The 21,453-nt window shown below is 71.7% G+C and carries 23 protein-coding genes; 16 read left to right on the top strand and 7 right to left on the bottom strand.

What is annotated here, in order from left to right:
• Positions 1–10: 10 nt before the first annotated feature.
• Positions 11–1,474 (bottom strand): SDR family oxidoreductase, encoded by a 1,464-nt coding sequence (locus tag ACZ6O2_RS22100; RefSeq protein ID WP_466024115.1) that lies wholly within the window; start codon positions 1,472–1,474, stop codon positions 11–13.
• Between the two features lie 35 nt (positions 1,475–1,509).
• On the opposite strand from ACZ6O2_RS22100, the gene ACZ6O2_RS22105 reads away from it, so the two are divergent.
• The 13 genes from ACZ6O2_RS22105 (at position 1,510) to ACZ6O2_RS22165 (ending at position 12,490) form a co-directional block, all read left to right on the top strand.
• Entirely contained in the window at positions 1,510–2,799 is a 1,290-nt protein-coding gene (locus ACZ6O2_RS22105; RefSeq protein WP_350703606.1) for a serine hydroxymethyltransferase, read from the top strand.
• Positions 2,792–3,226, top strand: a complete 435-nt coding sequence (locus ACZ6O2_RS22110) for a hypothetical protein (protein WP_350703605.1) — start codon at positions 2,792–2,794, stop codon at positions 3,224–3,226. Before ACZ6O2_RS22105 ends, ACZ6O2_RS22110 begins: the two co-directional genes overlap by 8 nt.
• A 200-nt stretch (positions 3,227–3,426) precedes the next feature.
• On the top strand, positions 3,427–3,663 hold the full coding sequence (locus ACZ6O2_RS22115; protein WP_350703604.1) for an AtpZ/AtpI family protein: 237 nt from the start codon (positions 3,427–3,429) through the stop codon (positions 3,661–3,663).
• 11 nt (positions 3,664–3,674) lie between these two features.
• On the top strand, positions 3,675–4,472 hold the full coding sequence (gene atpB, locus ACZ6O2_RS22120; RefSeq protein WP_350703602.1) for a F0F1 ATP synthase subunit A: 798 nt from the start codon (positions 3,675–3,677) through the stop codon (positions 4,470–4,472).
• 67 nt (positions 4,473–4,539) lie between these two features.
• The gene (locus ACZ6O2_RS22125; protein WP_357698819.1) at positions 4,540–4,776 is read left to right on the top strand and encodes an ATP synthase F0 subunit C; all 237 of its coding nucleotides are present in this window, start codon (positions 4,540–4,542) and stop codon (positions 4,774–4,776) included.
• Positions 4,777–4,806: 30 nt separating this feature from the next.
• Complete coding sequence (locus ACZ6O2_RS22130; RefSeq protein ID WP_350703600.1) at positions 4,807–5,346, top strand: F0F1 ATP synthase subunit B; 540 nt, start codon at positions 4,807–4,809, stop codon at positions 5,344–5,346.
• The gene (locus ACZ6O2_RS22135) at positions 5,346–6,167 is read left to right on the top strand and encodes a F0F1 ATP synthase subunit delta (RefSeq protein WP_350703598.1); all 822 of its coding nucleotides are present in this window, start codon (positions 5,346–5,348) and stop codon (positions 6,165–6,167) included. The genes ACZ6O2_RS22130 and ACZ6O2_RS22135 overlap by 1 nt, the downstream gene beginning before the upstream one ends.
• Before the next feature lie 92 nt (positions 6,168–6,259).
• Positions 6,260–7,915, top strand: a complete 1,656-nt coding sequence (gene atpA, locus ACZ6O2_RS22140) for a F0F1 ATP synthase subunit alpha (protein ID WP_350703595.1) — start codon at positions 6,260–6,262, stop codon at positions 7,913–7,915.
• Positions 7,916–7,925: 10 nt separating this feature from the next.
• Positions 7,926–8,855 carry a F0F1 ATP synthase subunit gamma gene (locus tag ACZ6O2_RS22145; protein ID WP_350703593.1) on the top strand — a complete coding sequence of 310 codons (930 nt, stop codon included), beginning with the start codon at positions 7,926–7,928 and terminating at the stop codon, positions 8,853–8,855.
• Complete coding sequence (gene atpD, locus ACZ6O2_RS22150; RefSeq protein ID WP_350703591.1) at positions 8,855–10,291, top strand: F0F1 ATP synthase subunit beta; 1,437 nt, start codon at positions 8,855–8,857, stop codon at positions 10,289–10,291. Before ACZ6O2_RS22145 ends, atpD begins: the two co-directional genes overlap by 1 nt.
• Positions 10,292–10,505: 214 nt before the next feature.
• A complete protein-coding gene (locus ACZ6O2_RS22155) occupies positions 10,506–11,648 on the top strand; it encodes an LCP family protein (protein ID WP_350703589.1) in 1,143 nt (380 codons plus the stop codon).
• 89 nt (positions 11,649–11,737) lie between these two features.
• Positions 11,738–12,022 carry a F0F1 ATP synthase subunit epsilon gene (locus tag ACZ6O2_RS22160; RefSeq protein ID WP_350684044.1) on the top strand — a complete coding sequence of 95 codons (285 nt, stop codon included), beginning with the start codon at positions 11,738–11,740 and terminating at the stop codon, positions 12,020–12,022.
• A gap of 12 nt (positions 12,023–12,034) precedes the next feature.
• On the top strand, positions 12,035–12,490 hold the full coding sequence (locus ACZ6O2_RS22165) for a DUF2550 domain-containing protein (RefSeq protein WP_350703588.1): 456 nt from the start codon (positions 12,035–12,037) through the stop codon (positions 12,488–12,490).
• A gap of 167 nt (positions 12,491–12,657) precedes the next feature.
• Here ACZ6O2_RS22165 and ACZ6O2_RS22170 read toward each other — a convergent pair whose 3' ends face one another.
• The gene (locus ACZ6O2_RS22170) at positions 12,658–13,053 is read right to left on the bottom strand and encodes a VOC family protein (RefSeq protein WP_466024116.1); all 396 of its coding nucleotides are present in this window, start codon (positions 13,051–13,053) and stop codon (positions 12,658–12,660) included.
• Positions 13,054–13,085: 32 nt separating this feature from the next.
• Positions 13,086–13,658 carry a cob(I)yrinic acid a,c-diamide adenosyltransferase gene (locus tag ACZ6O2_RS22175; RefSeq protein WP_466024117.1) on the bottom strand — a complete coding sequence of 191 codons (573 nt, stop codon included), beginning with the start codon at positions 13,656–13,658 and terminating at the stop codon, positions 13,086–13,088.
• On the opposite strand from ACZ6O2_RS22175, the gene murA reads away from it, so the two are divergent.
• Complete coding sequence (gene murA, locus ACZ6O2_RS22180) at positions 13,657–15,093, top strand: UDP-N-acetylglucosamine 1-carboxyvinyltransferase (protein WP_357459566.1); 1,437 nt, start codon at positions 13,657–13,659, stop codon at positions 15,091–15,093. The two genes, ACZ6O2_RS22175 and murA, sit on opposite strands and share 2 nt — an antisense overlap.
• Positions 15,094–15,198: 105 nt before the next feature.
• Positions 15,199–16,047 carry a 3-hydroxyacyl-CoA dehydrogenase family protein gene (locus tag ACZ6O2_RS22185; RefSeq protein WP_350703581.1) on the top strand — a complete coding sequence of 283 codons (849 nt, stop codon included), beginning with the start codon at positions 15,199–15,201 and terminating at the stop codon, positions 16,045–16,047.
• Positions 16,048–16,095: 48 nt separating this feature from the next.
• On the opposite strand, the gene ACZ6O2_RS22190 is transcribed toward ACZ6O2_RS22185, so the two are convergent.
• Complete coding sequence (locus ACZ6O2_RS22190; protein ID WP_466024118.1) at positions 16,096–16,941, bottom strand: ABC transporter permease; 846 nt, start codon at positions 16,939–16,941, stop codon at positions 16,096–16,098.
• The gene (locus ACZ6O2_RS22195) at positions 16,938–17,786 is read right to left on the bottom strand and encodes an ABC transporter ATP-binding protein (protein WP_466024119.1); all 849 of its coding nucleotides are present in this window, start codon (positions 17,784–17,786) and stop codon (positions 16,938–16,940) included. Before ACZ6O2_RS22195 ends, ACZ6O2_RS22190 begins: the two co-directional genes overlap by 4 nt.
• A 151-nt stretch (positions 17,787–17,937) precedes the next feature.
• Between ACZ6O2_RS22195 and ACZ6O2_RS22200 the strand changes: the two genes are divergently transcribed.
• On the top strand, positions 17,938–19,944 hold the full coding sequence (locus ACZ6O2_RS22200; RefSeq protein ID WP_363708958.1) for a protein meaA: 2,007 nt from the start codon (positions 17,938–17,940) through the stop codon (positions 19,942–19,944).
• An 11-nt stretch (positions 19,945–19,955) separates the two neighbouring features.
• Here the strand turns inward: ACZ6O2_RS22200 and ACZ6O2_RS22205 are convergent, their stop codons facing one another.
• Positions 19,956–20,255, bottom strand: coding sequence for a DUF1540 domain-containing protein (locus tag ACZ6O2_RS22205; RefSeq protein ID WP_350703573.1), 300 nt, complete (start codon positions 20,253–20,255; stop codon positions 19,956–19,958).
• Positions 20,256–20,316: 61 nt separating this feature from the next.
• Positions 20,317–21,252, bottom strand: a complete 936-nt coding sequence (locus tag ACZ6O2_RS22210) for a polysaccharide deacetylase family protein (protein WP_466024120.1) — start codon at positions 21,250–21,252, stop codon at positions 20,317–20,319.
• Positions 21,253–21,453: the final 201 nt, after the last annotated feature.

The raw sequence follows: 21,453 nt of genomic DNA on the forward strand, positions 1-21,453 counted from the left end.
GGCCGGGGGGTCAGGGGGTCTGCTCGGCGCCCCGGGCGATGTTGCGGGCCATCCCGCCGAAGACCACCGCGTGGAAGGGCGCCACCGCCCCCCAGTACACGTGCCCGGCCAGGCCGCGGGGCAGGAACACCGCCCGCTGGTGGTAGCGGCTGCGCTCGCCGTCGAGCGGGGCCACCCGCATCTCCAGCCAGGCCCGGCCGGGCAGCCGCATCTCGGCGCGCAGCCGCAGCAGCTCGCCCGGGACGATCTCCTCCACCCGCCAGAAGTCCAGCGCCTCGCCGACCCGCAGGCGGTGCGGGTCGCGCCGGCCCCGGCGCAGCCCCACGCCGCCCACCAGCCGGTCCAACCAGCCCCGGGCGGACCAGGCCAGCGGGAACGAGTACCAGCCGTGCTCCCCGCCGACGCCCTCGACGACCCGCCACAGGGCCTCCGGCGGCGCGTGCACGGCCCGCTCCCGTACGTCGGTGTAGGCGGTGCCGCCGGACCACTCCGGGTCGCTGGGCAGCGGCTCGGCGGGCGCGTCCGGGCCGCTCGCCGTCGACCAGCGGGTCTCCACCTCGCCGTCGCGCACCTTGGCCAGGGCCAGCGCGACCGCCTGGTCGAAGCCGGTCAGCCCCTCCGGCGGGTCCGGGACGTGGGCGGCGATGTCGTGCTCGCCGGCGACGGCCTCGTGGACCAGGCTCTCCACCAGCGGCCGGGCGATCGCGTTCGGCACCGGGGTGACCAGCCCGACCCAGTACGAGGAGAGCGCCGGGGTCAGCGGTCGCACCGGCACGATGATCCGGCGGCGCAGCCCGGCCACCCGCGCGTAGCGCTGCATCATGTCCTCGAAGGTGAGGACGTCCGGCCCGCCGACGTCGAAGGCGCGGTTGACCTCTGGCGGCAGGCTCGCGCAGCCGACCAGGTAGCGCAGCACGTCCCGGACGGCGATCGGCTGGATCCGGTTGCGGACCCAGCGCGGGGTGACCATGCCCGGCAGCCGTTCGGTCAGGTGGCGCAGCATCTCGAAGGAGGCCGAGCCGGACCCGATGATCACCGCCGCCCGCAGCACCGCCGTCGGCACCCCGCTGTCCAGCAGGATGCGTCCCACCTCGGCCCGGGAGCGCAGGTGCGCCGACGGGACCTGGCGGTGCGCCGCCGGCTCCGGCCCGCCGAGGTAGACGATCCGGCGTACGCCCGCGGCGCGGGCCGCGGCGGCGAAGTTGGCCGCCGCCTCCCGGTCGGCGGCCTCGAAGCCGGCCTGCCCGAGCGAGTGCACCAGGTAGTACGCGACGTCCACGCCCTCGAACGCGGCCGCCAGGGTCTCCGGCCTGCGCAGGTCGCCCTCGGCGATCTCGGCGCGCGCCGCCCAGGGCACGTCCCGCAGCCGGCCGGCCCTGCGGGCGAGGCAGCGCACCGTGTGCCCCTCGGCCAGCAGCCGGGGCGCGAGCCGCCCGCCGATGTAACCCGTGGCTCCGGTGACGAGGCATCTCACGGCTTCCAGTGTGCGGCCCAATAGACTCTGGCGCTGTGGCTACTGAGACGGGCACCTTCTGGGGGCCGGACTTCGACCAGCTCCGCGCGACGGACCCGGAGATCGCCGGGGTGGTGCTGGGCGAGCTGGACCGGCTCCGGGGCGGCCTCCAGCTGATCGCCAGCGAGAACCTCACCTCGCCGGCGGTGCTGGCGGCGCTCGGCTCGACGCTGACCAACAAGTACGCCGAGGGCTACCCGGGCCGGCGCTACTACGGCGGCTGCGCCGAGGTCGACCGGGCCGAGGAGATCGGCATCGCCCGGGCGAAGGAGCTGTTCGGCGCCGAGCACGCCAACCTCCAGCCGCACTCCGGGGCGAGCGCCAACCTGGCCGCGTACGCCGCGCTGGTGCAGCCGGGGGACACGGTGCTCGCCATGGACCTGCCGCACGGCGGCCACCTCACCCACGGCAGCCGGGTGAACTTCTCCGGCAAGTGGTTCCACACCGTCGGCTACACCGTCCGGCGGGACACCGAGCTGATCGACTACGACGAGGTGCGCGACCTGGCCCTCGCCCACCGCCCCAAGATGATCATTTGTGGCGCGACGGCCTATCCCCGCCTGATCGACTTCGCGCGGTTCCGCGAGATCGCCGACGAGGTCGGGGCGTACCTGATGGTGGACGCGGCGCACTTCGTCGGGCTGGTCGCGGGGAAGGCCGTCCCGTCGCCGGTGCCGCACGCCGACGTCGTCTGCTTCACCACGCACAAGGTGCTGCGCGGGCCGCGCGGCGGCATGATCCTCTGCCGGGAGCCGCTGGCCCAGCGCATCGACAAGGCGGTCTTCCCGTTCACCCAGGGCGGGCCGCTGATGCACGCCGTCGCCGCCAAGGCCGTCGCGCTGCGCGAGGCCGCCCAACCCGAGTTCCAGGCGTACGCGGCGCAGGTGGTGAGCAACGCGCAGGCGCTCGCCGCCGGGCTGGCCGCCGAGGGCATGCGCCCGGTCTCCGGGGGCACCGACACCCACCTCGCCCTGATCGACCTGCGCGAGGCCGGGGTGACCGGCGCGGACGCCGAGGCCCGCTGCGACGCCGCCGGCATCACGCTGAACAAGAACGCCGTCCCGTACGACCCGCAGAAGCCGATGGTGGCGTCGGGAATCCGCGTCGGCACCCCGAGCGTGACCACCCAGGGGATGCGGGAGGGGGAGATGCACCGGATCGCCGGGCTGATCGCCCGCGCGGTGCGCACCGATCCCGCCGCCCCGGGGGGCGCCGACGAGCTGACCCGGATCGCGTCCGAGGTGACCGCGCTGGTCGCCGACTTCCCGGCGTACCCCCGTGGCTGAGCCCGGGGTGCGCGAGCCGGCGGCGACCGCGGCGGCCGACCGGCGCTGGCGGCTGCGGCACCTGCCGGTCCTGCTGGCCGCCAGCGGCCTGCTGATCGCGGTGGCCGCGCTGGTGGGGGCGCTGGCCGGCGGCGCGGACGCGGCGCTGGGCGCGGCGGCCGGGGTGGGCGTCACGGCGGTCAGCTACACCCTGACCACGGTGGTGCTGGCCTGGGCCGACTCGGTGAATCCGCAGCTCGTGCTCCCGTTCGGCCTCGGCCTGTATGCGGCCAAGATGACCCTGCTGGGCGTCGTGATGGTGGCCGTGGCGTCGACCGGCTGGCCCGGGCTGATCCCGCTCTGCCTGGGCATCGCGGCCGGCGTGGTGGTCTGGACCGGCGTGCACATCTGGTGGCTCACCACCGTGCACGCCCGCCGTCCCCGCTGAGCCCGCCGCAGGTGGCGGGCACGGCGGTGTCCCACCGCCCGGACGGCGCGGAAAAGTGTCCGCCACCGGTCATTTGCACGCTGGCGGAAGGGGAGTAGCGTGCCCACAGACGACGCTGCCCGCCACCGGCCCACACAACGACGGTTGTGCGGGGGGCGAGGCACAGCCTCGTATTCCCGGCTGATATCGTTCGCCCCGTCATGGCTGGTGACCAACCCCCCCGACCCAGCGGCGGCCCGGACGACGTTCCGACCGGAGCCGGCCAGGGTTGGACCGCGCTCACATACCTGATCGCGGGCATGCTCGTGTGGGGCTTCATCGGCTGGCTGGTCGACCAGTGGCTCGACACCGGCGGCATCGCCACCGGGATCGGCGTCGTGCTCGGCATGGCCGGGGGGATCATCCTGGTCGTCCGTCGACTCGGCACGCCTACTTAGGAAGGGACGCGGTGTTCGGACAGGCGAACGTCCTGGCAGCGGGCCAGGCGGCATTCCCACCCAGCGTGGAGGACTTCTACCTGCCCAGCATCCTGCCCTGGGGTGCGCACGACTCCTACTGGTTCACCAAGATCACGGCCATGGTCTGGATCGCCGTCGGCGTCCTGATCATCTTCTTCCTGGCCAGCTACCGTAAGCCGCAGCTGGTGCCGACGAAGAAGCAGTGGCTCGCCGAGTCGATCTACGGCTTCGTGCGCAACAACATCGCGGTCGACATGATCGGGCACGCGGGTGTGCGGTTCGCGCCGTACTTCACCACGCTGTTCTGCTTCATCCTGCTGACCAACCTCTTCGCGATCGTGCCGCTGTTCCAGATCTCGCCGAACTCGCACATCGCCTTCCCGGCCTTCCTCGCGGTGATCAGCTACGTGCTCTTCATCTACGCCGGCATCAAGCACCACGGCGCCGGGAAGTTCATCAAGAACTCGCTCATCCCGCCGGCGCCCTGGTACATCCTGCCGCTGCTGATCCCGATCGAGTTCTTCTCGACCTTCCTCGTCCGGCCGTTCTCGCTGGCCGTGCGTCTCTTCGCGAACATGTTCGCCGGCCACATGCTCCTGCTGGTCTTCACGCTCGGCGGCTTCGCGATGCTCAACGCCAACGCCTGGCTCGCACCGGTCTCGGTGCTGTCCTGGGCGATGACCGTCGCGCTCACCTTCCTCGAGTTCCTGGTGATCGTCCTGCAGGCCTACGTCTTCACCGTGCTGACCGCCAGCTACGTGCAGGGCGCGCTCGCCGACGAGCACTGATCCACCTCGCACCAACAGTTGTCGTCCCGCGTGACCGTCACGCGTGATAACCAGGAGGAACCCACTAATGGACATCTACGCCGCGGTAGAGGGCAGCACCGCCGCCATCGGCTACGGTCTCGCGGCCATCGGCCCGGGCATCGGTGTCGGCCTGGTCTTCGCCGCCTACATCCAGTCGACCGCCCGCCAGCCGGAGTCGTCCCGGATGACCCTGCCGTACGTCTGGATCGGCTTCGCCGTCATCGAGGCGCTCGCGCTGCTGGGCATCGCCTTCGGCTTCATCTGGCAGGGCCCGATTCAGTAATTCCGCCCCCCTCGGACCGGGAGGTCTTCCATGTTCCTGCTCGCCGCTGAGGGTGGTGAGTCGACCCACAACCCGATCGTGCCGATCTGGCAGGAGATCGTGGTGGGCGGCATCGCCTTCGCCCTGCTCTGCGTCGTGCTGATGAAGTTCGTCTTCCCCCGGATGGAGCAGACGTTCCAGGCGCGGGTCGACGCGATCGAGGGTGGCATCAAGCGCGCCGAGGCCGCGCAGGCCGAGGCGAACCAGCTGCTCGAGCAGTACCGGGCGCAGCTGGCCGAGGCGCGCACCGACGCCGCGAAGATCCGGGACGACGCCCGGGCCGACGCCGAGGGCATCCGGCAGGACATCCTCGGCAAGGCGCGGGAGGAGTCCGACCGGATCATCGCGGCCGGCAAGGAGCAGCTCGCCGCCGAGCGGGCCACCATCGTGCGCGAGCTGCGCACCGAGGTCGGCACGATCGCGGTGGACCTGGCCAGCAAGATCGTCGGTGAGTCGCTCGCCGACGAGGCGCGTCGCAAGGGCACCGTCGACCGGTTCCTGAGCGGTCTCGAGAGCGCGGGGGCCCGCTGATGCAGGCCGCCAGCCGGGAGTCGTACAAGGTCGCGGCCGAGCGCCTCGACGCGTACGTCCGCGGCGCGGAGCCGTCGGCGGTGGCCACCACCGCCGACGACATCCTCTCCGTCGCCGACCTGCTGCGGCGCGAGCCGCGGCTGCGCCGGGCGCTCTCCGACCCGGCCCGCTCCGGTGCGGACCGCACCGCCCTGCTCGGCGAGCTGCTGCGCGGCAAGGTCGGCGCCGAGGCGCTCGACCTGGTCGCCTCGCTGGTCGCCGGCCGCTGGTCGGCGCCGTCGGAGCTGCTCGACGGTGCCGAGCGGCTCGGTGTGGAGGCGCTGCTGGCCAGCGCCGACTCCGCCGGCGACCTCGGCGAGGTCGAGGACGAGCTGTTCCGCTTCGGTCAGGTGGTCTCCGGTCAGTCGGCGCTCTCCAACGCGCTGGCGGACCCGATCGCCCCGGTCGGGCAGCGGGCCGCCCTGGCCCGCGAACTGCTCGCCGGCAAGGCCCGCCCGATCACCCTCCGCCTCGTCGAGGCGGCGCTGGGCGGGTTCGGGGGACGCTCCTTCACCGGGGCGCTCACCCGACTGGTCGAGCTCGCCGCCGACCGGCGGGACCGGCAGGTGGCGTACGTGACCGTCGCGGCCCCGTTGAGTGACGAGGACGAGCGCCGGCTGGGCGCGAGCCTCTCCGCGATATACGGTCGAGAGGTTTCCGTCAAGCAGACGGTGGACCCCGGAGTTCTCGGTGGCGTGAGCGTGCGGGTCGGCTCCGACCTGTACGACGGCACCGTCCTGCGCCGCCTCAACGAGAGCCGCAACGCGCTCGCGAAGCGCTGAGGTGGCACCGCCGCCCAGCGCCTGTGAATAGACGCCATTCGGACCGGTCGGTACTAGGTATCCCGGGCCCCTGATACTTAAGGAAGCAGAGGATGGCCGAGCTGACCATCTCGACGGAGGAGATCCGCGGCGCCCTGGAGCGCTACGTCTCCTCCTACTCGTCCGAACTCTCCCGCGAGGAGGTCGGCACCGTCGCCGACACCGGCGACGGCATCGCCCACGTCGAGGGCCTCCCCTCGACCATGACCAACGAGCTCCTGGAGTTCGAGGACGGCACCCTGGGTGTGGCGCTGAACCTCGACGTCCGGGAGATCGGTGTCGTCGTTCTCGGTGACTCCGCCAAGCTCGAAGAGGGGCAGCGCGTCAAGCGCACCGGCCGGGTGCTCTCCGTGCCGGTCGGCGACGCCTTCCTCGGCCGCGTGGTCAACGCGCTCGGCCAGCCGATCGACGGCCTCGGCGACATCCCCAACGAGGGCTTCCGCGAGCTGGAGCTCCAGGCCCCGAACGTGATGGCCCGGCAGTCGGTCGACGAGCCGCTGCAGACCGGTCTCAAGGCCGTCGACGCCATGACCCCGATCGGCCGCGGTCAGCGTCAGCTGATCATCGGCGACCGGAAGACCGGCAAGACCACCGTCGCCCTGGACACCATCCTCAACCAGCGGGAAAACTGGCGCTCCGGCGACCCGAAGAAGCAGGTCCGCTGCATCTACGTCGCCATCGGCCAGAAGGCCTCCACGATCGCCTCGATCAAGGGCATCCTGGAGGAGGCGGGTGCGATGGAGTACACCACCATCGTCGCCTCCCCGGCCTCCGACCCGGCCGGCTTCAAGTACCTCGCCCCGTACACCGGCTCGTCCATCGGGCAGCACTGGATGTACGGCGGCAAGCACGTCCTGATCGTCTTCGACGACCTGAGCAAGCAGGCCGAGGCGTACCGCGCCGTGTCGCTGCTGCTGCGCCGCCCGCCGGGTCGCGAGGCGTACCCGGGTGACGTCTTCTACCTGCACTCCCGCCTGCTGGAGCGCTGCGCGAAGCTCTCCGACGAGCTGGGCGGGGGCTCGATGACCGGCCTGCCGATCATCGAGACGAAGGCCAACGACATCTCGGCCTTCATCCCGACCAACGTCATCTCCATCACCGACGGCCAGATCTTCCTCGAGACCGACCTGTTCAACCAGGGCGTCCGGCCGGCCATCAACGTCGGCACCTCGGTCTCCCGGGTCGGTGGCGCCGCGCAGGTGAAGCCGATGAAGAAGGTCGCCGGTTCGCTGCGGCTGAACCTGGCCCAGTTCCGCGAGCTGGAGGCGTTCGCCGCCTTCGCCTCCGACCTGGACAAGGCCTCCCGCGCCCAGCTGGAGCGCGGTTCCCGCCTGGTCGAGCTGCTGAAGCAGTCGAACTACTCGCCGTTCCCGGTGCAGGAGCAGGTCGTCTCGGTCTGGGCCGGCACCGAGGGCAAGCTGGACGACATCCCCGTGGGTGAGATCCGCCGCTTCGAGTCGGAGTTCCTCCAGTACCTGCGCCACAAGCACGAGGGTGTGCTGGCCGGGATCGCCGACAACAAGTGGGACGACGAGATCGTCGGCTCGCTCGACCGCGCCATCACCGAGTTCAAGCAGCTCTTCCTCGGCAAGGCCGACGAGCGTCGGATCAACGAGGCCCCGGCCACGCCGCTCGAGGGCGAGGAGAACCGCGAGACGGTGACCCGCTTCCGCGACGGCACGACCGACCGCCCGGTCGAGAACCAGTAAGGGCTGATTCATGGCGGCCCAGGTACGCGTTCTTCGTCAACGGATCCGCTCGGCGAAGGGGATGAAGAAGATCACCAAGGCGATGGAGCTCGTGGCGACGAGCCGGATCGCCAAGGCCCAGGCCCGGGTGGAGGCGTCCCTGCCGTACGCCCAGGCCATCACCGGTGTGCTCACGGCGCTGGCGTCCAATGCGCGGATCGACCACCCGCTGCTCACCCCGCGTCCGCGGGTGCGGCGGGCAGGTGTCCTGCTGGTCACCTCCGACCGTGGCCTGGCCGGCGGTTACAGCTCCAACGCGATCAAGACGGCGGAGTCGCTGATCGCCCGGCTCCGCGCCGACGGCAAGGAGCCGGTGCTCTACGTCATCGGGCGCAAGGGCGTCGGCTTCTTCCGGTTCCGTGACCGGCCGATCGAGGAGAACTGGACCGGGTTCTCGGAGCAGCCGACGTTCGCCGACGCCCGCGCCGTGGGCGAGACGCTGATCAAGGCGTTCACGGCCGGTGCGGACGACGTCGACGGCGGCGCCGGGCCGGACGGGGTGCTCGGGATCGACGAGTTGCACATCGTCTACACCGAGTTCCACTCCCTGATGACCCAGACCCCGGTCGCGAAGATCATCGGGCCGATGCAGGTGGAGGACCGTCCCCGGTCCGAGGGCCTGCTGCCGGCGTACGAGTTCGAGCCGGAGGCGGAGGCGCTGCTCGACGCGCTGTTGCCGAAGTACATCAACACGCGGATCTACGCGGCGTTGCTGGAGTCGGCGGCCAGCGAGTCGGCGGCCCGGCGGCGGGCGATGAAGAGCGCCACCGACAACGCCGAAGAGATGATCGAGAAGTACACGCGTGAGATGAACTCGGCCCGCCAGGCCGGGATCACCCAGGAGATCAGCGAGATCGTCGGCGGCGCGAACGCGCTGGCCGCGTCGGGAAGTGAAGTGTGATGACTGCCCCAGTAGAGACCAAGACGGCCACGGGTCGCGTGGTCCGGGTCATCGGCCCGGTCGTCGACGCCGAGTTCCCGCGCGACGCCATGCCGGCCCTGTTCAACGCCCTGCACGTGGACGTGACCCTCTCCGGCGGCGAGAAGACGCTGACCCTGGAGGTCGCCCAGCACCTGGGTGACAACATGGTCCGCGCCATCTCGATGCAGCCGACCGACGGCCTGGTCCGCGGCGCCGAGGTGCGGGACACCGGTTCGCCGATCACCGTTCCGGTGGGCGACACGGTCAAGGGCCACGTGTTCAACGCGATCGGCGAGTGCCTCAACCTCACCGAGGGCGAGACGCTCAGCCCGGACGACCACTGGCAGATCCACCGCAAGGCCCCGGCCTTCGCGGACCTGGAGCCGAAGACCGAGATGCTGGAGACCGGCATCAAGGTCATCGACCTGCTCGCCCCGTACGTGAAGGGCGGCAAGATCGGCCTGTTCGGCGGCGCCGGCGTGGGCAAGACGGTGCTCATCCAGGAGATGATCACCCGTGTCGCCCGGAACTTCGGTGGTACCTCGGTCTTCGCCGGCGTGGGTGAGCGCACCCGTGAGGGCAACGACCTCATCGCCGAGATGACCGAGTCCGGCGTCATCGACAAGACCGCGCTGGTCTACGGCCAGATGGACGAGCCGCCGGGCACCCGGCTGCGGGTGGCGCTCTCCGCGCTCACCATGGCGGAGTACTTCCGCGACGTGCAGAAGCAGGAGGTGCTGCTCTTCATCGACAACATCTTCCGCTTCACCCAGGCGGGTTCGGAGGTCTCCACGCTGCTCGGCCGTATGCCGAGCGCCGTGGGTTACCAGCCGACCCTGGCCGACGAGATGGGCGAGCTCCAGGAGCGGATCACCTCCGTCCGGGGCCAGGCCATCACCTCGATGCAGGCGATCTACGTGCCGGCGGACGACTACACCGACCCCGCCCCGGCCACCACGTTCGCCCACCTCGACGCGACCACCAACCTGGAGCGGTCGATCTCCGACAAGGGCATCTACCCGGCCGTGGACCCGCTGGCGTCCTCGTCCCGGATCCTCGCCCCGGAGTTCGTCGGCGCCGAGCACTTCGCGGTGGCGACCGAGGTGAAGCGGATCCTGCAGAAGTACAAGGACCTGCAGGACATCATCGCCATCCTCGGTATCGAGGAGCTCTCCGAGGAAGACAAGATCACCGTGCAGCGCGCGCGGCGGATCGAGCGCTTCCTGTCGCAGAACACCTACGCCGCCGAGCAGTTCACCGGCGTGCCGGGCTCGACGGTCCCGATCAAGGAGACCATCGAGGCGTTCAAGAAGATCAGCGAGGGTGAGTACGACCACTTCCCCGAGCAGGCCTTCTTCATGTGCGGCGGTCTGGAGGACCTGGAGCGCAAGGCGGCGGAGCTGATGAAGGGCTGACCTGTCGGTCCTGAGAAAGGCCGTCCCGGCAATGCCGGGGCGGCCTTTCGTTCATCTTCGGGCCTTATGATCGCCGCTGCCCGGTTCCGCGCGGTCGGCGATCAAGCCGAACGCGAGGTACCGTCGATCCGCGCGCTCGCCGGAGCGAGCGTCGATCTGTGCAACCAATCGGCTGCGTGCGCCCGTCTCCTGATCGTGGGCGTGACGAACGGAGATGATCGTGGGTAAGGCCGGCAAGGGCGGCGGCAGGTCGTCCGTGTGGTCGGGGGTGCCGCGGTGGGCCCGGGCCTGCACCGTGTTCGGTGCCGTCCTCATGCTGCTCAGCGGCGTGGTCCTGGTCGGCGCCGAGGCGCTGATGGCCCGCTACGAGGGCGCGGTGGGCAAGGCCGACCTCTTCGGCGACCAGGCCGCCGGGGCGAAGGAGCGCAAGAGCGACATCAAGGGCCCGCTCAACATCCTGCTGGTCGGCATCGACCCGCGCAACCCGGAGACGCCGCCGCTGGCCGACTCGATCATGGTGCTGCACGTGCCCGCCGAGATGGACCGCGCCTACCTCTTCTCGATGCCGCGCGACCTGCTGGTGGAGATCCCCAAGTTCAGTCGGGCGGAGTTCAACGGCGGCACCGACAAGCTCAACGCGGCGATGTCGTACGGCAGTCGGGTGCCGGGCGGGAACCCGGACGCCGCCCGGGGCTTCGAACTGCTGGCGATGACGGTGCAGAAGGTCACCGGCATCAAGCGCTTCGACGCCGGCGCGATCATCAACTTCAACGGCTTCCAGAAGATCGTCGACGCGATGGGTGGCGTCGACATGTACATCGAGCGCGAGGTGCGCTCCGAGCACCGCGAGCCGAGCGGTAAGCACCGCAAGGGCAACCCGTACGGCGAGGGCTACGTCGGCCCCCAGGCGGTCTACAAGAAGGGCAACCAGCACCTCAGCGGCTGGCAGGCGCTCGACTACGTCCGGCAGCGCTACCCGAAGAACGGCGTCCCGGACGGCGACTACGGCCGGCAGCGCCACCAGCAGCAGTTCGTCAAGGCCATGGCCGGCCAGGCGCTGAGCGCCGACGTGGTGACGAACCCGATCAAGCTGGACCGGGTGCTGCGGGCGGCCGGGCAGTCGCTGATCTTCAGCGGCCGTGGCAACAGCGTGATCGACTTCGGCATCGCCCTGAAGAACATCCGCCCGGAGACGATCCAGATGGTCAAGCTGCCCGGCGGCGGCGTCACCGAGAACGGGAAGTACCGGGGCGAGCGGTTCCAGCCGGCCGTGGAGGACTTCTTCACCGCCCTCCAGAACGAGCAGCTGGACGCGTTCCTGTTGGAACACCCCGACTTCCAGAACAAGGCCAAATAGCCGTGGCGCAGGTCTCGCCACCCGCGTTGGGGGCGCGTCCGCGGCAAGACTAGACTTTCGACAATCCGCCGCCGCAGCAAGGAGACAGCGTGGCACAGCAGCTTCACGTCGAGCTCGTAGCCGTCGAGGAGAAGGTCTGGTCCGGTGACGCCGAGATGGTCGTCGCCCGGACGACCGAGGGTGAGCTGGGTGTGCTGCCGGGGCACGCGCCCCTGCTCGGCCAGCTCGCCGAGCCCGGCCAGGTGCGCATCAAGCTCGCCGGTGGCGAGCAGGTCTCCTACGAGGTCGCCGGCGGCTTCCTCTCGGTGACCGCCGACGGCGTCACCGTCCTGGCCGAGAGCGCCACCCCGGTTTCCGCCGCACAGAGCCGCTGAGCCGCACCGCCGATGGGGATCGTCGAAGGGATCGGAATCGGCGTAGCCGTCATCCTCGGCGCGCTCCTGATCCTCTTCGTCCGGCGGGCCGTCGTCACACGTAGCGGAGGCATCATCCGGCTCGGCGTCCGGACCTCCACGATGCTCGACGGCCGTGGCTGGTCCCCCGGCTTCGGCCGGTTCGTCGGCGACGAACTCCGCTGGTACCGGGTCTTCAGCCTCGCCATCCGTCCCACGCGGGTGCTCTCCCGCAAAGGGCTGGCCGTGGAGCGCCGGCGGCTGCCGGAGGGGCAGGAACGCCTCTCCATGCCCGCCGACTGGGTCATCCTCCGCTGTACCAGCAACCACGCCCCGGTCGAGATCGCCATGGCGCGATCCACCGTCACCGGGTTCCTCTCCTGGCTCGAGGCCGCCCCTCCGGGGGCGGTCTCGCCGCGTCTGGCCTCCCAGGACTGGCCCGCTGCCTGACGTCCCCTCGTCCTTGGGGTTTCCGGGGAGCCCACCCGCTCCGGGCGGTCAGGCTTGATCCCTCCGCGGGCGGGCTCCCCGGAAACCCCTGCCGTCGCACTGTCCGCGGTCCGGCGCCCTCTTACACCACCTGCACCGTTACCGGTCTCGTCAGGTGACCCGCTGAACTACTCGGGTGGTGAGGCGACCAGTTCGACCTCGTACCCCTGGTTGTCGGTCAGGTAGGCGGCGTAGGTGTCCGGGCCGCCGGCGCGGGGATGGCGGTCCGGGAAGAGCAGCGTCCAGCCGTGCGCCGGCGCCGCCGCGACCAGCCGGTCCACGGCGGCCGGCGGACCCGCGTGGAAGGCGAGATGGTTGAGCCCGGGGGCGAGCCGATCGTGGACCGACCCGGACAGCGCCGGCGACTGCTCCATCACCAGGTACGTCGGGCCGAGCCGCCAGGAGCGGCCGGCCGGCCACTCCTGGAACGGCGTCCAGCCCAGCTCGCCGAGCAGCCAACCCCAGCCGCGGACGGCGGCGGCCAGGTCGGGCACCCAGACCTCGACGTGGTGCAGCGCGCCCACCGCGGCGTCCGGCGGGAGGGGATGCTGCGCGGTCAGCGCCTACCGCCCGGCACCCATAGCACATCTCCGCCCGGATTGGCCGATCTTGCCAAGATGAACAGCAGGTCAGAGAGCCGGTTGAGATACTTTGCCGGGAGCGAGCTGGTCCGCTCAGGGTCGTGTGCGACCAGGGCCCACGCCGCCCGCTCGGCGCGTCGGGCGACCGTCCGCGCCACGTGCAGCAGCGCCGCGCCCGCGGTGCCGCCGGGGAGGATGAAGGAGTCGAGCTTGCTCAGGCGTGCGTTGTACTCGTCGCACCAACCCTCGATGCGCTCGACGTACTCCTCGGTGACCCGCAGCGGCGGGTACTTCGGATCCGGCTCCACCGGGGTGGACAGGTCGGCGCCCACGTCGAACATGTCGTTCTGGATCGACGCCAGGACGCCCCGCAGCTCGTCGTCGAGCTGCCCCAGCGCGAGCGCCACGCCGATCGCGGCGTTGCACTCGTCGACGTCCGCGTACGCGGCGATGCGCGGATCGGTCTTCGGCACTTGTTCGTTGTTGCTCAGCCTGGTCATGCCGGCGTCGCCGGCCTTGGTGTAGATGCGCGTGAGGTGGACGGCCATGACGCACAGCCTACGGATACCGGATCTGCCGATCCCGGTGCGCCCGGGCGCCCTCCGGCCGGGCGGGGTGGGCCCCGGGGACGCCGGTGACCCGGCGGTCAACGACGTCGACGTCATCCGGGTGCGCGGCGACGCCCGCCTGGCCGGCACGGTGCACGTCGTCGGCGCGAAGAACTCGGCGCTGAAGCTGATGGCCGCCGCGCTGCTCGCCCCGGGACGCAGCGTGATCACCAACGTCCCGCGGATCACCGACATCGCGATCATGGGCGAGGTGCTCCGCCGGCTCGGCTGCGGCATCCGCTTCGACGCCGACGACCCGGTCGACCCGATGGTCGCGCACGGCGGGGTGGCCCGGTCCCGGTCGGTCGTCATCGACGTGCCCGAACAGCCCGGCACCGAGGCCGACTACGACCTCGTCCGCCGGCTGCGCGCCTCCATCTGCGTGCTCGGCCCGCTGCTGGCCCGCCTCGGGTACGTGCGGGTGGCCCACCCCGGCGGAGACGCCATCGGCTCGCGGGGGCTGGACATGCACATCTCCGGGCTGACCCGGATGGGCGCGGAGATCTCGGGCGAGCACGGCTTCGTGATCGCCTCGGCGCCGCACGGGTTGCACGGCGCGGAGATCATGCTCGACTTCCCCAGCGTCGGGGCGACGGAGAACCTGGTCATGGCGGCGGTGCTGGCCCGCGGGGCCAGCGTCATCGACAACGCGGCCCGCGAGCCGGAGATCGTCGACATCTGCACCATGCTCAACCAGATGGGCGCGCGGATCTCCGGCGCCGGCACGTCGACGCTGCACATCGAGGGGGTGCCCGGGCTGCGGCCGGTGCGGCACGCCACGGTGGGGGACCGGATCGTGGCCGGCACCTGGGCCTTCGGCGCGGCGATGACCCGGGGGGACGTCACCGTGACCGGGGTGGAGCCGGGGTTCCTGGAGGTCGCGCTCGACAAGCTGGTCTCCGCCGGCGGCCTGGTGGAGACCAGGGGCGACGCGTTCCGAGTCCGGATGGACGACCGGCCGAAGGCGGTGGACGTGGTCACCCTGCCGTACCCGGGCTTCGCCACCGATCTGCTGCCGATGGCGATCGGCCTGGCGGCGGTCAGCGACGGCGCGTCCCTGATCACCGAGAACATCTTCGACGGCCGGTTCATGTTCGCCAACGAGATGATGCGGCTGGGCGCGGACATCAAGACCGACGGGCACCACGCGGTGGTACGCGGCCGTGAGCGGCTCTCCGGCGCCCCCGTACGCGCCACCGACATCCGGGCCGGCGCGGGGCTGATCATCGCCGGGCTCTGCGCCGAGGGGGTCACCGAGGTCTCCCACGTGCACCACGTGGACCGGGGCTACCCGGACTTCGCTGCGGACCTGCGGGCCCTCGGCGTCGAGGTGGAGCCGGGCACCGCGCCGGAGGAGCCGGACCTCACCATCTGAAGGCCCCGCCGCTGCCGTCCGCCGCCCGGGCGACACGCCTTAGCATCCGTTCAGGCGTGCCGACTAGGGTGCTGGCAGACACTCATTCAGGCGAGGGAGAAGCAGATGGCGGGTCGACTCGCGGTCGTCGGGGCCGGGCTGATGGGCTCGGGCATCGCCCAGGTGGCGGCGCAGGCGGGCTGGCAGGTGACGCTGCGGGACCTGGACGACGCGGCCACCAAGCGGGGCGTGGACGGCATCCGGAAGTCGCTGGAGAGGTTCGCTGAGAAGGGGAAGATCGAGGTGTCCGACGTCGAGGCGACGCTCGGCCGGATCACCCCGACCACCGACCTGGAGGCGGCGGCGGACGCGGACATCGTCGTCGAGGCGGTCTTCGAGAAGATCGAGATCAAGCACGAGGTGTTCCGGGCGCTGGACAAGATCTGCCGGCCCGACGCGATCCTGGCCACCAACACCTCGGCCATCCCGGTGACCCAGATCGCCACGGCGACCGAGCGGCCGGAGGCGGTCGTCGGCACCCACTTCTTCTCACCGGTGCCGATGATGAAGCTCTGCGAGCTGGTGCGTGGCTACAAGACCAGCGACGAGACCCTGGCGACGGCGAAGGCGTTCGCCGAGGGGATCGGCAAGACCGTCGTGGTGGTCAACCGGGACATCGCCGGCTTCGTCACCACCCGGCTGATCAGCGCGCTCGCCATGGAGGCGGTCAAGCTGGTCGAGTCCGGCGTGGTCTCCGCCGAGGACCTGGACACCGCCTGCAAGCTCGGCTTCGGCCACGCCATGGGTCCGCTGGCGACGATCGACCTGACCGGCGTGGACGTGCTGCTCAACGCCACGAAGAACATCTACACCGACACCGCGGACGAGAAGTTCTTCCCGCCGGAGCTGCTCCAGCGCATGGCCACCGCCGGTGACCTCGGCCGCAAGTCCGGCAAGGGCTTCTACACGTACTGAGCGGACGCGGCGGGGGCGGGCACCACGGGTGGCCGCCCCCACCGCGCCTCAGCCGTCGCGCCGGGTCGTCCAGCGGAAGGTGGTCAGGCAGAGCACCAGCCCGACGACGCACCAGGCGGCCAGCACCAGGGCCACGCGGGTCAGCTCGAAGGAGCCCGCCGGCTCGCGGGCGCCGAACGCCTCCGGCAGGAAGACCGAGCGCAGGCCCTGGCACATCCACTTCAGCGGGAAGAGCGCCGCCACCTGCTGCATCCAGCTCGGCAGCTCGGTGAAGACGAAGAACACGCCGGAGATGAACTGGAGCACCAGCGCGACCGGGGTGACCACGGCCGAGCCGCTGCGGGCGGTGCGGGCCAGCGACGAGATGGCGATGCCGCACAGCGTGCAGGCGGTGACACCGAGCACCGACACCCAGCCGAAGGTGAGCCACTTCGCGGCGGTGCCGGGCAGCTCCAGGTCGAACAGCGCCACCGAGACGGCGAGCAGCAGCACGGTCTCCGCGATGCCGATGGCCACGACCATCAGGACCTTGCCCGCGAACCAGACCCACTTCGGCATCGGCGTGCCCCGGTACCGCTTGAGCACCCCCCGGTCACGCTCGATCGGGATCCAGATGCCGAGGTTCTGGAAGCTGACGGTCATCAGGCCGGTGGCGATCATGCCGGTGATGAAGTACTGGGTGTAGCTGACCCCGGGCGCGATCTGGTCGTCGAAGATCGCCGCGAAGATCACGATCATGATGACCGGGAAGCCCATCGTGAAGACGACGGACTCCCGGCTGCGCAGGAACTGGGTGATCTCCAGCCGGCCCTGCCGCAGGCCGAGGGCGACCGGACCGGGCCGTCGGGCCGGGGCCGTGGCGGCCGGTGGGGCGGGCTTCGTCGTGGTGGTCATCGGTGTCCGATCATCCGCAGGTAGACGTCCTCCAGGGTCGGCCGGGTCACCGTCAGGCCTGGGACCTCGCCGCCGAAGCGTGCGGCCAGCTCGGCCACCAGCGCCGTCGGCGTCGCGCTCTCCGCCGTCTCCAGCGCCCCCTCCGGCGTACGCCAGGAGACCGTCGCGAGGGCCGCCTGCCGGTTGCCCAGCCGGTCGGGTGCGGCGACCTCGACCAGCCGTCCGCCGGCGATCACGCCGACCCGGTCGGCCAACGCCTCGGCCTCGTCGAGGTAGTGGGTGGTCAGCACGATGGTGGTGCCGGCGGCGGCCAGGTCCCGGATCAGCTCCCAGAACTCCCGGCGCGCCTCCGGGTCGAAGCCGGTGGTCGGCTCGTCCAGGAAGAGCAGCTCGGGTCGGCCGACGATGCCGAGCGCCACGTCGAGCCGGCGCTTCTGCCCGCCGGAGAGGGTGTGCGTACGCGCCCTCGCCTTGCCGGCCAGCCCCACCCGCTCGATGACCTTGTCCGGGTCGTCCGCCCCGGCGTAGAAGCCGGCGAAGTGGCGCACCACCTCCGCGACGGTCAGCTCGTCGAACTCGCCCGTGCCCTGGAGCACGATGCCCACCCGGGAACGCCAGTCGGCGGCCGGCGCGGCCGGGTCGCTGCCGAGCACCGAGACCTCGCCGGCGTCGCGCCGACGGTAGCCCTCCAGGATCTCCACGGTGGTGGTCTTGCCGGCGCCGTTGGGGCCGAGCAGGGCGAACACCTCGCCGCGGCGGACGTCCAGGTCCAGGCCCGCCACGGCGACGTTGTCGCCGTACGCCTTGCGCAGCCCCCGGACGGAGATCGCGAGCTCGTCATCCATGTCGTCAAGTGTGCGTCCTGGCCGTGGCCGTGACCCGGCCGGGGTGTGGCGGTCCGGCCCATGCCGGGGGCTTCGCACCCGGGCGTCCGCTCCATGGAGCTGTGTGGTTTTCCACAGCGCCGGTGACTGAACGGTAACTTAGACTCCCGCCATGGACGAGAAGGCTCTCCCGGGTCGGCTGCCCGAACGCGACCGCCCGTGGGTGATGCGCACGTACGCCGGGCACAGCTCGGCCGCCGCCACGAACGCGCTCTTCCGCCGCAACCTGGCGAAGGGGCAGACCGGCCTGTCGGTCGCCTTCGATCTGCCGACGCAGACCGGGTACGACCCCGACCACGAACTCGCCGCCGGTGAGGTCGGCCGGGTGGGCGTCCCGGTGGCGCACCTCGGCGACATGCGGGCCCTCTTCACGGGCATCCCGCTGGCCGAGATGAACACGTCCATGACCATCAACGCGCCCGCGATGTGGCTGCTCGCCCTCTACGGCACGGTCGGCGCGGAGCAGGGGGCCGAGCTGGCCCGCTGCGCCGGCACCACGCAGAACGACATCATCAAGGAGTACCTCTCCCGGGGCACCTACATCTTCCCGCCGGCGGCGTCGCTGCGCCTCACGGCCGACGTCATCGCGTACACGCTGCGGGAGATGCCCCGGTGGAACCCGGTGAACATCTGCTCGTACCACCTCCAGGAGGCCGGCGCGACGCCGGTGCAGGAGGTCGGTTTCGCGCTCTCCACCGCCGTCGCGGTGCTCGACGCGGTCCGCGACTCGGGCCAGGTGCCCGCCGAGCGGATGGGCGACGTGGTGCAGCGGGTCTCCTTCTTCGTCAACGCCGGCGTGCGCTTCGTCGAGGAGATCGCCAAGATGCGGGCCTTCGGCGCGCTCTGGGACGAGATCACCCGCGAGCGCTACGGGGTGGCGAACCCGAAGCAGCGCCGGTTCCGCTACGGCGTGCAGGTCAACTCGCTGGGCCTGACCGAGGCGCAGCCGGAGAACAACATCCAGCGCATCGTGCTGGAGATGCTCGGCGTGACCCTGTCCCGGGACGCCCGGGCCCGCGCCGTCCAGCTGCCCGCCTGGAACGAGGCCCTCGGCCTGCCTCGGCCGTGGGACCAGCAGTGGTCGCTGCGCATGCAGCAGGTGCTCGCGTACGAGTCGGACCTGCTGGAGTACCCGGACCTCTTCGAGGGCTCGCACGTGATGACCGCGCTGGTCGACGAGATCGTCGCCGGGGCGCGGGTCGAGCTGGAGAAGGTGCTGGAGATGGGCGGCGTGGTGGCCGCCGTGGAGACCGGCTACCTCAAGAGCGCGCTGGTCGCCTCGCTGGCCGAGCGGCGGCGCCGGATGGAGGCGGGCACCGACGTGGTGGTCGGGGTCAACCGGTTCGCCGAGACCGAGCCGTCGCCGCTGACCGCGGCCGGTGCCGAGGCCGTCGAACAGGTCGACCCGGCGGTGGAGGCGGCCGCCGTGGCCTCCGTACGCGAATGGCGGGCCGGGCGGGACGCGGCGGCCGTGGACGCGGCGCTGGCCCGGCTGCGGGCGGACGCCGCGACCACCACGAACCTGATGCCGGCGACGCTGGAGTGCGTGCGGGCCGGCGTGACCACCGGCGAATGGGCCGGCGCGCTGCGGCAGGTCTTCGGCGAGTACCGCGCCCCCACCGGCCTGGCCGGCGCCGCCGGGGCCGGCGGGGACGCCACCCTGGCCGCCGTCCGCGAGCGGGTCGCCGCCACGGCCCGCGAGTTGGGCAGCGGCCGGCTGCGGCTGCTGGTCGGCAAGCCCGGCCTGGACGGGCACTCCAACGGCGCGGAGCAGATCGCGGTACGCGCCCGCGACGCCGGCTTCGAGGTGGTCTACCAGGGCATCCGGCTGACCGCCGGGCAGATCGTCGCCGCCGCCGTCGAGGAGGACGTGGACCTGGTCGGCCTGTCGGTGCTCTCCGGCTCGCACCTGGCCGCGGTGCCGGCGGTGCTGGACGGGCTGCGCGCGGCCGGCCGGCCGGACCTGCCCGTGGTGGTCGGCGGGATTATCCCGGCCGGCGACGCCGCGCAGCTCCGGGCCGCCGGGGTGGCCCGGGTCTTCACGCCGAAGGACTTCGCCCTCACCGGCATCATCGACGACCTGGTCACCGTCGTTCGCGAGGCCAACGGCCTGAGCTGAGGGAAGGGCGGTCAGCGGGTGACGTAGGTCATGCAGTCGGCCATGTCGTTGTCCGGGCCGACCTTGATCGCCGGCGCGTGGCACTCCAACTGGTCGTTGTGCCGGCAGTCGGCCCGCTGGCAGGCGCCGACCTGCGCGATGAGGCCGTCCACGCCGGCCCGGACGGCGGGCATCTCGATGAACGTGTGGCAGTGCGCGTGGTCCATGCTGCCGATCGTGATGGCGAAGGCGTGGCAGTCGCCGGTGTGGTTGTACGCGCAGGCCGAAACCACACACTCCTGGACGCGGGGCATCTCCATCGCTGCGGTCATGCCGACCTCCTCTAGAGTCTTGCCCCGACTTTAGGCTTTTGGTGGGGTTGGCGAGGCGGATTCAGCTCCGCCCGAGCACCTCCGACAGCGGAGCCGGCTCCAGGCCGCGCTCGGCCAGCCCCGCCAGGATGTGCGGCAGCGCCTCGTCCGTCATCGGCGCGTTCGCCTCCGTCACGTGCAGGACGATCACCGACCCGGGGCGCACCCCGTCCAGCGCCGCCCGCACGACCGGCCGCCACGACTTCGCGAACGGATCGCCGCTCACCACGTCGCCGTCGACCACGGTCACCCCCAGCGGCGCCAGCGCGTCCAGCGCCTTCCGGTCGTGGCACAGCCCCGGGAAGCGGAAGTACCGGGTCTGCCGCCCGCCGTACGCGGCCACCACGTCGAACGTCCGCGCCACGTCGGCCGTCATCTCCCGCTCGGGGATGCGGGGCAGGCCGTAGCAGTCCGGGGTGAAGGCCAGGTGCCCGTACGTGTGGTTGGCCAGCTCGAAGCGCGGGTTCGCGGCGAGCCGTCGGGTCACCGCCGGGTACTGCTCGACCCACTTGCCGGTCAGGAAGAACGTGGCCGGCACCCGCTCCCGCTCCAGCAGGTCAATGATCTTCAGGTTCGCGTACGACCGCACCGCGCCGCTGCGCAACTGGTACCGCATCGCGTCCGTCATGTCCGCGTCGAAGGTGAGCGCCACCTTGTTCCCCACACGCGGCCCGTGGTCGACGACGGGCGGCCTCGTGCCGGGCGGGGTCGCGCCCGGGGTCGTCGTGCCGGGCGGGGCCGTGCCCGGGGTCGTCGGGGCGGGTGCGGCTGCGCCCGGGGTCGTCGGGGCGGGCGTCGGCCCCGACGACGGGGACGGTGGCTGCGCCGCGGAGATCGGGACGATGCCGGCGGCGGTCGGGGTGCGGAGGGGGACCGGGCCGGCGAGAAGCGCCGCGGCGGCGATAACGGCGGCGATTGTGGCGGCGGCGAGCGGAAGGCGAGGGGTCTTCACGGGCACCGGGAGATGATGTCAGCGCTTCGTGTTCTCCGGGTGCCGGGAGTGGGGTGGTGTGCGGTCGTGGTGGGTGTGGGTTGTGGTGCGTGGTGGTGGGGGTGTGGGGGGTGGGGGGGGGGGGGGGGGGGGGGGGGGGGGGGGGGGGGGGGGGGGGGGGGGGGGGGGGGGGGGGGGGGGGGGAGGGGGGGGGGGGGGGGGGGGGGG

Source organism: Micromonospora sp. NPDC048040, from assembly GCF_055587185.1.

Excerpts from the sequence above, each read along its gene's own strand:
- ACZ6O2_RS22115 (WP_350703604.1), top strand. The coding sequence starts at position 3,427 with ATGGCTGGTGACCAACCCCCCCGACCCAGCGGCGGCCCGGACGACGTT.
- ACZ6O2_RS22125 (WP_357698819.1), top strand. The coding sequence starts at position 4,540 with ATGGACATCTACGCCGCGGTAGAGGGCAGCACCGCCGCCATCGGCTAC.
- ACZ6O2_RS22130 (WP_350703600.1), top strand. The coding sequence starts at position 4,807 with ATGTTCCTGCTCGCCGCTGAGGGTGGTGAGTCGACCCACAACCCGATC.
- ACZ6O2_RS22135 (WP_350703598.1), top strand. The coding sequence starts at position 5,346 with ATGCAGGCCGCCAGCCGGGAGTCGTACAAGGTCGCGGCCGAGCGCCTC.
- atpA (WP_350703595.1), top strand. The coding sequence starts at position 6,260 with ATGGCCGAGCTGACCATCTCGACGGAGGAGATCCGCGGCGCCCTGGAG.
- ACZ6O2_RS22145 (WP_350703593.1), top strand. The coding sequence starts at position 7,926 with ATGGCGGCCCAGGTACGCGTTCTTCGTCAACGGATCCGCTCGGCGAAG.
- atpD (WP_350703591.1), top strand. The coding sequence starts at position 8,855 with ATGACTGCCCCAGTAGAGACCAAGACGGCCACGGGTCGCGTGGTCCGG.
- ACZ6O2_RS22155 (WP_350703589.1), top strand. The coding sequence starts at position 10,506 with ATGATCGTGGGTAAGGCCGGCAAGGGCGGCGGCAGGTCGTCCGTGTGG.
- ACZ6O2_RS22165 (WP_350703588.1), top strand. The coding sequence starts at position 12,035 with ATGGGGATCGTCGAAGGGATCGGAATCGGCGTAGCCGTCATCCTCGGC.
- murA (WP_357459566.1), top strand. The coding sequence starts at position 13,657 with ATGACGCACAGCCTACGGATACCGGATCTGCCGATCCCGGTGCGCCCG.
- ACZ6O2_RS22175 (WP_466024117.1), bottom strand. The coding sequence starts at position 13,658 with ATGGCCGTCCACCTCACGCGCATCTACACCAAGGCCGGCGACGCCGGC.
- ACZ6O2_RS22185 (WP_350703581.1), top strand. The coding sequence starts at position 15,199 with ATGGCGGGTCGACTCGCGGTCGTCGGGGCCGGGCTGATGGGCTCGGGC.
- ACZ6O2_RS22190 (WP_466024118.1), bottom strand. The coding sequence starts at position 16,941 with ATGACCACCACGACGAAGCCCGCCCCACCGGCCGCCACGGCCCCGGCC.
- ACZ6O2_RS22195 (WP_466024119.1), bottom strand. The coding sequence starts at position 17,786 with ATGGATGACGAGCTCGCGATCTCCGTCCGGGGGCTGCGCAAGGCGTAC.
- ACZ6O2_RS22200 (WP_363708958.1), top strand. The coding sequence starts at position 17,938 with ATGGACGAGAAGGCTCTCCCGGGTCGGCTGCCCGAACGCGACCGCCCG.
- ACZ6O2_RS22205 (WP_350703573.1), bottom strand. The coding sequence starts at position 20,255 with ATGACCGCAGCGATGGAGATGCCCCGCGTCCAGGAGTGTGTGGTTTCG.